Raw genomic sequence first — 10,010 nt, forward strand, 5'->3', positions numbered from 1 at the left:
AGCGGGCGACCGCCAGCGGGTTGACCGCATACACCTGGTACCCGGCCGCGCTCAAGGCTTGCACCCACAGGCCGCGGTCGGTCTCGATGCCGATCACCACCTGGCTGGGTTCTGCGACGTGGGCGGCCACCAACTCGTGGAACCGCCGATGCCCGCGAGTCCTTCGGGTAGCCGGCGTGATGCTAGCCGCGCCCCGTCAGCATCCAGCACGTGGATGTCGTGGTGGTCCTCAGCCCAATCGTCCCCGACGAATATCATCTTCTTGCCTCCTAACTCCGTTGTGAAGAACCAACATTCAGAGCCGAAGGCCACCCGGCGGCAACCTAATGGACCAGTGCTCGACCGGCACGACACCCCATAAGCGCTACAGGCAACCTCACCAACCGGCCGGGGAACGCTCTACAGTTAGAAATCGACCAACGCTCCAGGTTCTTACCTGTGCTCACCGGCCAGCGGCTCAGTAATCAGCGTCCCGCGCAGTAAACGAAATCCCTGCAGGAATACGCTGATCGGTTCCCATTAGGTTCTCCATTTTTTCAAATGAAATGTCATTGTCATGTCATTTTTGCCGAAAATCCGGGGCCCGTGTCATCTTTCGCATTGCCGGCCAGGGAACCTGTATGGACCTCAAGCCAGCTGAGCGGCCGCCGCGAGAATAGGGCGATACTCCTACACGGATAAACGGTTATCCATGATCGGGCGTTTCCGGCTTGGTTTGCAAGGTACCCGGCCGACGCGCTGGCTCCGATACTATTCGAGACCCCCTCACGGGCATCGATGACCATCGCACTAAACCACCGCCTCGCCCAACGCATCCGCGACCTCGAAGACCGACTCCCGGATCTGCTGGGACAGCAAGCATTCGAGCGCAGCGGGCTGGGGTGGAACGCTAGCGCGAATTACGTTGCGGGACAATCCCATTCATTGCTCAGAGTTTGAACATTGCTAAGGTACGTGCATAGCACAGGCTCAATGCATTCCACGGCGGCGAGAGTTATCCGCCGCTGGACCCGGGGCGGGGCGCGGGGGAAGCATCGGGTGGATGGTCATTTGCGGGAGCGCGATGGTGGTGCGGGACAGGACCGCAGCTACCAATGCACCCGCAGTTGAGGCCGATAATGCAGCTAGGACCATTGGGAGCGAGTAGCGACGCCGGTGCTTTGCTGGAGAACATAGCGTTCGTCGCGGTCGTATCCGGTGCCAGTGCACTTGCCCCCGCACCAACGGCACCCCAGCCGACCATCAAGACCAACAGGCCCGCGCTTGCGCGCCGCGCGACTTCCGACCTGCGGATGCTCGTCATAACCTTCAACTGTAGGCGTCGGACGCCCGATGCGCATAAGCGAAGCACGCAGGCTCGCAGAAGGACACCTATTGGGCGCTGGTCGGGCCGGGCATCGGGGGCTCTTGGCAACGACGACGGTGCCGACGTTGCCGGGCGCGGTGACGGCGTGGACGGCGCTGATGATCTGGTCGATCGGGTATACCGCCGCGGTGTCGAAATGTTGCGTTAGCTTGTCGGCGATTCGGGCGGCAGTGGTTAGGTCAGGCACTCGTTGTTGGCCTGACACCGTTGTCAGCCAGCGCGTGATGGAGATTCCGCCGATCGGATTTCCCGTCCTTGCAATCCCGTAGCCACCCCTTGACAGCCGCTAATGAAAAGCGTAGCACTAACTATATGAAATTAAAGTCACTGGCAGACGCAGTGAACTCCCGGCCTTCGAGCCCGTCGGGTGTGCGGCACGTCGGCGAGTGCCAGTGCCGATCGACTGACATGGCATGCGAGGCCCGCTGGTGACCCGCAGTTACGGCCAGGCGTGCTTGATCGCGCGGGCGCTCGACGTGCTGGGGGAACGATGGACGTTGCTGATCGTGCGCCAGCTAGGTCTGGGGCCGCAACGCTTTTCCGATCTGCTCGAGGCGCTGGAGGGTATCGGCACCAACCTGCTCTCGGAGCGATTGAAGCAGCTGCAAGCCAACGACGTAATCACCAAGACCACACTGAGCGGACCCCGCAGCGCGCACGCGTACGCGTTAACCGAACGGGGCGAGGAACTGACCCCGGTGCTGCGGGGGCTGGCGGATTGGGCCGCGGCACTGCCGTTGGCGCCCAAGGAATTCCAACGGCGCACCGAATGGGCGCTGTTGGCTATGAGAGCCACCGCAGAACAGTCCGGCGCCAGTCTTGACACGCTGACCGAACTGCACCTCGACGGCGTGGTGTTCTGGGTCGACGGCGATGGCGGCCACGTTCGGCTGCGTGCCGGGCCGGCCCCGGTGCGCGCCGGTTTGGTGCTGTCCTGCAGCCGGGTAACGCTGCAGGCCTTGGCCACGGGTCAGCTCAGCGTCACCGATGCCGCGGCTGCGGGCGACCTTCACGTCGATGGCGACTTGGCCACAGCCGCCGAGTTTTTCCGCATATTTCAGCTCCCGTCCGGCCCGGCGACCAGGGTGACAGCCTCACGGCGCAGACCGAAAAGTACGCCGTCGTGAACGCGGGTCGAACGCCGCAGTGGCCCCTCCGGGCTGTCCGACCCGACGGGTGGCCGGGCGCTGCGCCAACTGGTTCGGTGCTGATGGGGATAAAGGCACTGTTCCAAAGGCTGTCACCAAAAACGTTGGCCGCCAAGTGAGTAACCCGGTATGAGTCATCAGGTAAGAGACAACCACGAGGAGAACGACTTTCATGAGCACTTTTTTAGTGACCGCGCCGACAGGGGTGGTCGGCAACTACCTCACCCACCTGCTACTCGAGCGCGGCCATCGCGTGCGCGCCTTGGCGCATCGGGATGACAAACGCTCCGAGCGACTCCAGGCGGCGGGCGCACAGATCGTCGTCGCCGACCTGCTGGACATGGCGGCGGTGCGCGCCGCGACCGAGGGCGTCGACGGCGCCTACTTCAGCTACCCGATCATGCCGGGACTGTTGGAGGCCAGCACCATTTTCGCCCAAGCCGCCGCCGAAGCCGGCGTCGGGATCGTCGTCAATATGAGCCAAAAACCGGCTCGGTCCGACGCGGGCAGCAACGCGTCGCGCCAACATTGGCTTTCCGAGCGGATCTTCGACAACTTTCCGGTACCGGCGGCCCACATCAAGCCCACCTACTTCGCCGAGTGGCTCATCCAGTTCCTCGACGAGGACAACACGCTGCGGCTTCCCTTCGCCGACGGCCGCCACGCCCCCATCGCGGGCGAGGACCAGGCCTACGTCGTGGCCGGCATCCTCGAACACCCCCAGGGCCACGACGGCAAGGAATACCCGCTATACGGACCGGTCGAAATGAACCACTACGAGATCGCCGAGGAACTCAGCAACACACTCGGTTTGCCGTTCAGCTACGAGCCGGTCAGCATCGAGGCCTTCGCCGACACCATGCGACGCCAGGGCTTCCACGAGCACACCATCCAGCACATCGAGAACGTCGCCCAGGACTACCGCACCGGGATCTTCGCCGGCACCAACGACGTGGTGGAGACGATCGGCAACAAAACACCCACCAGTGTCAGCGAATTCGCGCTACGCAACAAGGAATACCTAGTCGACAAGCAGCGGTGGGGCTATTGGTTGTCGGCGCGCAGCTGACCTCATTGGTGCAGGCCGGAGGACGAAAGGCGCGACCGTGACGACCAAGACCCGTTCGGATGCGCAAGCCGAACGGCTGGCAAAGCTTTATGCCAACGACGCGCAGCTGCGGGCCGCCAAACCCTCGGCGGCCGTCGCACTCAAGACGTCCACATCGAGCGCACAAGTGAACTAAGAGGACATCACGTGAGCCAGGCCGAATCGCGCTCTAGGTCAGCGCCTCGCGATATGACGACGACCTTCAGAGCCCAGGATTACCCGCCGCCGAGCTTCTTGTAGAAGCTGCCCACGATCGGCGCCACGATCGCGCGCGGGCCATACCCGCTCGCCACCGACATGGCCTTCGACGTCAACCCTGGAACGACACGCATCTTATTGCGCTCCAACGCATCTAGGGAGAGCTGAGCCGTGTGCTCCGTCGAGATCCAGAGGAAGTCGGGCACCAGCTTTTCGACCAGCGACCTTTCGGCGTCGTCGGGCAGATCGGTGCGAACCGGTCCAGGCGCCAACAGCGTGACGTGCACACCGGAGCTGCGCAGTTCGCCGCGCAACGATTCGCTGAAGGTGTTCACGAACGCCTTGGTGGCCGCGTAGGTGGCGTTGTAGGGAATCGGTGAATTGCCCGCCGCCGAACCGGAAATCAGGATGCCGCCGGCCTTGCGTTCGACCATGCCCGGCAGCACCGCCAATGTAAGGTCGTGCACCGCAATGGAATTCAGCTGCACCTGAGCCTTTTCGCCCGCCGGGTCGAGGCCCGCCACCGGACCGAAAGTCGCCGTACCCGCGTTGGCGCACAGGATCGAGATGGGGCGGGCGGCCAATTCGTCGCACAGTTTCGCCCGTTCCGTGGGATCGGCCAGGTCGGCGGGGCGCACGTCGACGGTCACGCGGTACTTGTCGGTCAGCCGGGCGGCCAGGTCGTTGAGCAGGTCCTCGCGTCGCGCGGTGACGATCAGGTTGTGCCCGCGGGCGGCGAGTTCGGTGGCCAGCGCCGCGCCGATGTTTTGCGAAGCTCCGGTGACAACGGCGCGCGCGTCGGGGCTGGGAGCTGGTACCGGCATGCGGCCAATCGTAGACAGGCAGCGATCGCAAGCGCGGCGCAGCCGGGCGCCGCGGGTGGACGGCGAAACCAATAGAGTTCCCGGAATGAGTCAGCCGGGGCGGCGCCCCGCCACACCCGTGCGATCTCGGGTGGTGGCGTGGGCGCTGTGGGACTGCGGTTCCACCGGCCTCAACGCGATCGTGGCGACCTTCGTCTTCTCCGTCTACCTGACCAGCAGCGTGGGGGCGGGAATCTCCGGCGGTACATCGCCGGCGAGTTGGCTGGGCCGAGCGGGGGCCGTCGCCGGGTTGACCGTGGCACTCCTGGCGCCGGCCGTCGGCGTGTGGGTGGAGTCTCCGCACCGCAGGCGCATGGCCCTCGGCGTGCTGACCGGGCTGGCGGTCGGGCTGACCTGCGCGATGTTTTTCATCCGCGACAGCCCCGGCTACCTGTGGGCCGGCCTGGTGCTGCTGGGGGCGACGGCCGCCTGCGGTGACCTGGCCAGCGTCCCGTACAACGCGATGCTGCGCCAACTCTCCACGCCGCAGACCGCCGGGCGGATTTCCGGCCTGGGCTGGGCATCTGGCTACTTCGGCAGCGTCCTGCTGCTACTGGTGATCTATACGGGATTCATCTCCGGGTCGGGCGCGGGCGATGTGCGCGGGCTGCTGCGGGTGCCCGTGCACGACGGGCTGTACGTCCGGGAGGCGATGCTGGTGGCCGCGGCGTGGCTGGCGGTGCTGGCCATGCCCTTGCTGCTGGTGGCGCACCGGTTACCCGAGACCGCGGAGGTCTATCAGCCGACGAGCATGCTGGGCGGCTACCGCAAGCTGTGGCGGGAGGTCGGCGCGGAATGGCGGCGCGACCGCAACCTGGTCTACTTCCTGTTGGCCAGCGCGCTCTTCCGCGACGGGCTTGCCGCGATTTTCGCCTTCGGCGCCGTGCTGGGTGTCAACGTGTACGGCATCTCCCAGGCCAACGTGCTGATATTCGGCGTGGTGGCCAGCGTGGTGGCCGCGGTGGGCGCGGTGCTGGGTGGGTTCGTCGATCATCGGGTCGGATCGAAACCGGTGATCGTGGCATCGCTGCTCGCGATCGTCACCTTGACGTTGGCGTTGATGGTGCTGTCGGGTCCGGTGGCCTTTTGGGTGTGCGGGCTGCTGCTCTGTATGTTCATCGGTCCGTCGCAGTCGTCGGCGCGGGCGCTGTTGCTGCACATGGCAAAGGACGGCCGGGAAGGGATCGCGTTCGGGCTCTACACGATGACGGGACGGGCCGTCGCGTTCGTGGCGCCGTGGCTGTTCTCCGTCTTCGTCGACGCGTTCGGCGCCGTCCGCGCCGGCCTCGGCGGGATCTGCTTGGTGCTGATCGCCGGGCTGCTGGGGATGCTGGGGGTCCGTGTTCCGGTGCGCGGCGCCGCTACGGCGGATTCAAAGACCTGAAGCGGATTCGCAGGTCTAGCCCCGCGCGTCGCAAACCGTGAGGCCCACCCCGACCCGCTGGCTTACCTCGACCCCGGCGATGGTCACCGAGCAGGTGACGTTGTGGCCGAAGTTGACGACCGTGACGTTTGCCGGGTGGGCGGCCGACTTGGACAGGCTGACCTCTTTGCTCCAGGGCAGCGCGACGTTGAACTCCGTCTGCAGCATGTCGCCGGTGCCGATGTAGACGATGCTGAGCGCGCGGCCGTCGCCGGTGACGTTATAGACAACGTCTTGCATCTCGACCGGGCCGGTCGTCTCGGGGGGCGTACCCGACGCCGTCGGCGGGGGCACCGGCCTGAAGGTGCGCGACGGCGGCGTCGTCCGTGTCGACGGGCTCGGCGTTTCCTCGCTTGACCCGGGCATGGCGGGCAACGGCGGGACCACGGTCTGGGTCTTGATCGCGTTGTTGACGAGCACCAGCGCGATCACCAGCGCGACCGCCAGCAGCACGGCCAAACCGGCGGCGATTAACAGCCAGCGCGGCGGCTTTCGGCCTCCCGGCGGCGGGGGAGCCGCTCCCTCTGGCGGCGTTTCACCCGATGGCGGCAGCTCTCGCTGCCAGTAGGCGGGCAACTGCTTGGTGTCGTTCAGGCTGGACGCCCACTGCGGGCCATACCCGCCGCCGTATGTGGGTGCGTAGGGCCCCGCCTGGTCGGCGTATGCCGGGTCGGCGGGCGGCGGATACGGGGAACCCTGCGGCCCGGCCGGTCCTGACCCCGGTAGAGGGGGACTAAACCGCTCGGGCCGACGTGGATCGTTCATGTCCACCTCATGGCTTGCAGGGTACCTGGGCCGGGCGGTTCGGCGGTGACTCTCCGAACTACGCGCGACTCAGGGGCACTGATTGCCGGCGCTTAGCGCGGCGACCGTCATCGCCCGCATGACGGCCCGTGACCGCGTCGCACGAGCGGGCCTGGCGCGAGAATCATCCGGCGGCTTCATGCTGTGCGGTGTCGAGTTCAGCAGGCCGAACACGGCGTGCGCCGTCAGCCGGGCGTCGGCTTCGGCCAGCTTGGGATTGAGCTCGCGCAACACACCGACCCAGACCTCGACGTATTGGCGCTGCGCCTTGCGTACCTGCTTCTCCGCGGCCTCGGGTAGGTGCGCAAGGTCGCGGTCCTGGATACGGATCAGGTCGGGTTCGCCCAGGGCGAAGTCGAGGTGAAAGTCGATGAGCTCGTCCAATGCGGCTGTCGCGTCGGCATTGCCGGCCCGCGCATTCCGCGCGCCGGCGAGCAGCCGGGTGCTGATCCCCACGAGCAACTCGACCAGCAGCGACTCCTTGTTGGGGAAGTGGCGATAGATCGCCGGACCGCTGACGCCCGCGGCGGCGCCGATGTCTTCCAGGCGCACCGCGAGGAAGCCGCGCTCGGCGAAGAGTCGTTCGGCGGCCGACAGGAGTCGCAAGCGCCGGTCGGATTTCAACTGGCTCCGGCGATTTGGGGCGTCAGGATGGCCGGGTCCCTGAGCGTCCGCGGCGGCTGCAGTCACGACGGCCTCCGTCCACAACTCGTCCGGTCGGTTAATCGTCGCTAACTTAGCACGAGCTATCGGCTATCAACTCGAGGGCTTGCGCGAGCGGGCACCTAACGGCGCCGCCGATGCGGTCAATGTGTCTGTCGCACCGCAACGATCTTGCGTGGCTCTTCGATGTACGCGGCGGGCAGCTCCTCCCAGTCGATCTCGGTAGCCCAGATCGTCGACGGCCGAATGGCGCCCCCCGCGACGGCATCAATCGTCGGCTGCACGTGCGGGCCGTTATTGCCCAGGCCGAAACGGACGGTCGCACCGTTGACGTACGACATGAAGCCGGGCAGGCGCATGTCGCCGAAGTAGCCGCCGATGCACTCGATCACGCCTTCGGGCTCGATCATCCCGATCGTGGCATGCAGCCAGTCCTCGTTACCGGCGGCGTCGACGATCAGATTGAAGGGGCCCCGGGTGTGCGCGGGGTTGGCAGCCACCGCCTGCGCCCCCAGGTCGCTCGCGATCGACCGCCGTTCTGGATTCTGGTCGACGTAGGTGACGTGGGGCATGCCATGTGCGACGGCGAAGGCGACCTGATACAGGCCGTGCTCACCTCGACCGAACACGGCCATGCGCTCGGGGCGGATGTGAACGTTCCTGGAAATGATGGCGTGGCCGAGTCCAAGACCGTCGCCGGCGGCACTGACCTCCCTCGCGTCCAGACCCTCGGGGACCGGCGTGAGCATCGCGTCGGCAAATGGGACCCGCACGAGATCGTCGAACAGGCCGCCCCACGGGCCGCCCGCACCGTAGGCGGAGCCGGGCGGTACCTGCCGACAATGCCCAGTGAGGCCGCGTCGGCAGCGGTCACACTGTCCGCAGGCGACGTGCCACACAACCACCGCGAGATTTCCGGGGCGCACTGAGGTAACCGCATCGCCGGTCGACATCACTCGCGCGACCGCCTCGTGGCCGACCGCGAAGGGTGGCGCCAGCGGCGAAGCGCCACGGACGATTTCGTTGTCGTAGTCGCAGCGACTGGCCGCCACGGGCATCACGATCGCCTCACGGTCGCTCTGCAGGTGCGGCTCGGGCGCTTCGCGCCATGCGACCGTTCCTGGCGCGGTGTAGACGAGCGAACGCATCGTCACGACGTCGCGTCGGCCCGCTCGCCGAACGAGGCCCTCAGCGCTTGCAGTGTCCAGGCTTTGCCGCCGGTGCCCCAGCCGCCATCGGCGACTTCGTTGATCAGCACGTGCACACCGCCACGCAGCTGTGGGATGCCTTCGACATCGACGACGACATCGGTGATGCGCGAAATGAGTTGTTGCTTTTGATCATTCGATAGGACTCCGGCTGGAACGCTGACTTGTACGACTGGCACGGCTTCTCCTTCGGCGTGGTAGTTCTTGAGCAACTCAAGACATATACATACCGGTCAGTATACTCAATTGTCAACCGATCGGTATACTTACCGTCATGGGTGAACCCGGGACGACTCCGGCGGCGCGGGTGCGGTTGCTCCAAGCTGCCGCGCAACTGACCTATGCGAATGGCATCGATGCGACCGGAGTCGACGCGATCGCCAAGGAAGCCGGTGTCACGAAGCGCACCCTTTATCAGCACTTTCGGTCCAAGGACGAACTCGTCGCTGCGGCGCTTCGGGCCCGCGACGACCCCACCATCGCAGGGCTGCGCGCCGCGGTGGACAGAAGAATCTCGCGCGGTGCACGACCGATCGCCGCGCTGTTCGCAGTGCTCACGCGTACGTTCGCCGACCGGGCATTTCGCGGCTGTGCATTTCTGAACGCCGGACTGGAAATGCACTCCGATGACCACCCGGTCCGCCCGGTAGTCCGCTCGCACACCGACGCGCGACGCAACCTGGTTGCCGATCTCGTCCGCGCCGAAGGCATTGACGATGACCTCACAGCCGAGGCGATCACCCTGCTCGTGGAGGGCGCGTTGGCTGCCGGGGCCGCGCGGCGCGATAAGGCCGTCGTCGAGCGGGCCGCGCACGCCGCCGAGCGCTTGCTCGCCGTGGCGCGTCCAAAGTCGTAGACGGCGCCAAGCCGAAGGGGACGTGTTTAGGTTGGTAACCGAACCAGCCGGAGGAGCCGTGGCAAACCTTTCATACGATCGGGGTCCGAGCAATCCTCCGCTGCTCGAAACGACGATCGGGGCCAACCTCGCCGCCACCGCCGCCAAGCATGCGCAACGCGACGCAGTCGTCGACGTCGCCGCGGGACGACGCTGGAGCTACGCCGAATTGCTTGCCTCCGTGCGCAGATTGGCCACAGGGTTGGTAGGGGCCGGGATCCGCGTGGGCGATCGGGTCGGCATCTGGGCGCCCAACCGGTGGGAGTGGGTGCTCGTCCAGTACGCGACCGCGGAGATCGGCGCGATCCTGGTGACCGTCAACCCGGCCTACCGG

General features: G+C 66.1%; 11 protein-coding genes and 1 pseudogene. 6 read left to right on the forward strand and 6 right to left on the reverse strand.

Annotated elements, in window-relative coordinates; genetic code table 11:
- Window positions 1-258 (reverse strand): annotated as a pseudogene (locus JWP83_RS21215) (transposase); the annotation flags it as partial.
- Between the two features lie 1,521 nt (window positions 259-1,779).
- Between JWP83_RS21215 and JWP83_RS21220 the strand changes: the two are divergent.
- From JWP83_RS21220 to JWP83_RS21230, 3 genes are all read left to right on the forward strand, one after another.
- Window positions 1,780-2,493 carry a winged helix-turn-helix transcriptional regulator gene (locus tag JWP83_RS21220; protein WP_297734284.1) on the forward strand — a complete coding sequence of 238 codons (714 nt, stop codon included), beginning with the start codon at window positions 1,780-1,782 and terminating at the stop codon, window positions 2,491-2,493.
- A gap of 193 nt (window positions 2,494-2,686) precedes the next feature.
- A complete protein-coding gene (locus JWP83_RS21225) occupies window positions 2,687-3,583 on the forward strand; it encodes an NmrA family NAD(P)-binding protein (RefSeq protein ID WP_297734287.1) in 897 nt (298 codons plus the stop codon).
- 37 nt (window positions 3,584-3,620) lie between these two features.
- Entirely contained in the window at window positions 3,621-3,758 is a 138-nt protein-coding gene (locus tag JWP83_RS21230; protein WP_297734292.1) for a hypothetical protein, read from the forward strand.
- Window positions 3,759-3,837: 79 nt separating this feature from the next.
- Here JWP83_RS21230 and cmrA read toward each other — a convergent pair whose 3' ends face one another.
- The gene (gene cmrA / locus JWP83_RS21235) at window positions 3,838-4,644 is read right to left on the reverse strand and encodes a mycolate reductase (protein ID WP_297734295.1); all 807 of its coding nucleotides are present in this window, start codon (window positions 4,642-4,644) and stop codon (window positions 3,838-3,840) included.
- 85 nt (window positions 4,645-4,729) lie between these two features.
- Between cmrA and JWP83_RS21240 the strand changes: the two genes are divergently transcribed.
- Window positions 4,730-6,067: an MFS transporter gene (locus JWP83_RS21240; RefSeq protein ID WP_297734297.1), complete on the forward strand. Its 1,338-nt coding sequence runs from the start codon at window positions 4,730-4,732 to the stop codon at window positions 6,065-6,067.
- Between the two features lie 15 nt (window positions 6,068-6,082).
- Here the strand turns inward: JWP83_RS21240 and JWP83_RS21245 are convergent, their stop codons facing one another.
- From JWP83_RS21245 to JWP83_RS21260, 4 genes are all read right to left on the reverse strand, one after another.
- On the reverse strand, window positions 6,083-6,871 hold the full coding sequence (locus JWP83_RS21245; RefSeq protein WP_297734300.1) for an MmpS family transport accessory protein: 789 nt from the start codon (window positions 6,869-6,871) through the stop codon (window positions 6,083-6,085).
- A gap of 69 nt (window positions 6,872-6,940) precedes the next feature.
- On the reverse strand, window positions 6,941-7,600 hold the full coding sequence (locus JWP83_RS21250) for a TetR/AcrR family transcriptional regulator (protein WP_297734302.1): 660 nt from the start codon (window positions 7,598-7,600) through the stop codon (window positions 6,941-6,943).
- 116 nt (window positions 7,601-7,716) lie between these two features.
- On the reverse strand, window positions 7,717-8,631 hold the full coding sequence (locus JWP83_RS21255; RefSeq protein WP_297734304.1) for an alcohol dehydrogenase catalytic domain-containing protein: 915 nt from the start codon (window positions 8,629-8,631) through the stop codon (window positions 7,717-7,719).
- A gap of 92 nt (window positions 8,632-8,723) precedes the next feature.
- Window positions 8,724-8,960 carry a 4-oxalocrotonate tautomerase family protein gene (locus JWP83_RS21260; RefSeq protein ID WP_297734307.1) on the reverse strand — a complete coding sequence of 79 codons (237 nt, stop codon included), beginning with the start codon at window positions 8,958-8,960 and terminating at the stop codon, window positions 8,724-8,726.
- A gap of 95 nt (window positions 8,961-9,055) precedes the next feature.
- Between JWP83_RS21260 and JWP83_RS21265 the strand changes: the two genes are divergently transcribed.
- Window positions 9,056-9,637: a TetR/AcrR family transcriptional regulator gene (locus JWP83_RS21265; protein WP_297734311.1), complete on the forward strand. Its 582-nt coding sequence runs from the start codon at window positions 9,056-9,058 to the stop codon at window positions 9,635-9,637.
- Between the two features lie 58 nt (window positions 9,638-9,695).
- Window positions 9,696-10,010, forward strand: a 315-nt coding sequence (locus JWP83_RS21270; protein ID WP_297734314.1) for an AMP-binding protein, incomplete at its 3' end; no start/stop codon positions are given.

Origin of the sequence: Mycobacterium sp., assembly GCF_025965855.1 — a bacterium.
Taxonomy (GTDB): domain Bacteria; phylum Actinomycetota; class Actinomycetes; order Mycobacteriales; family Mycobacteriaceae; genus Mycobacterium.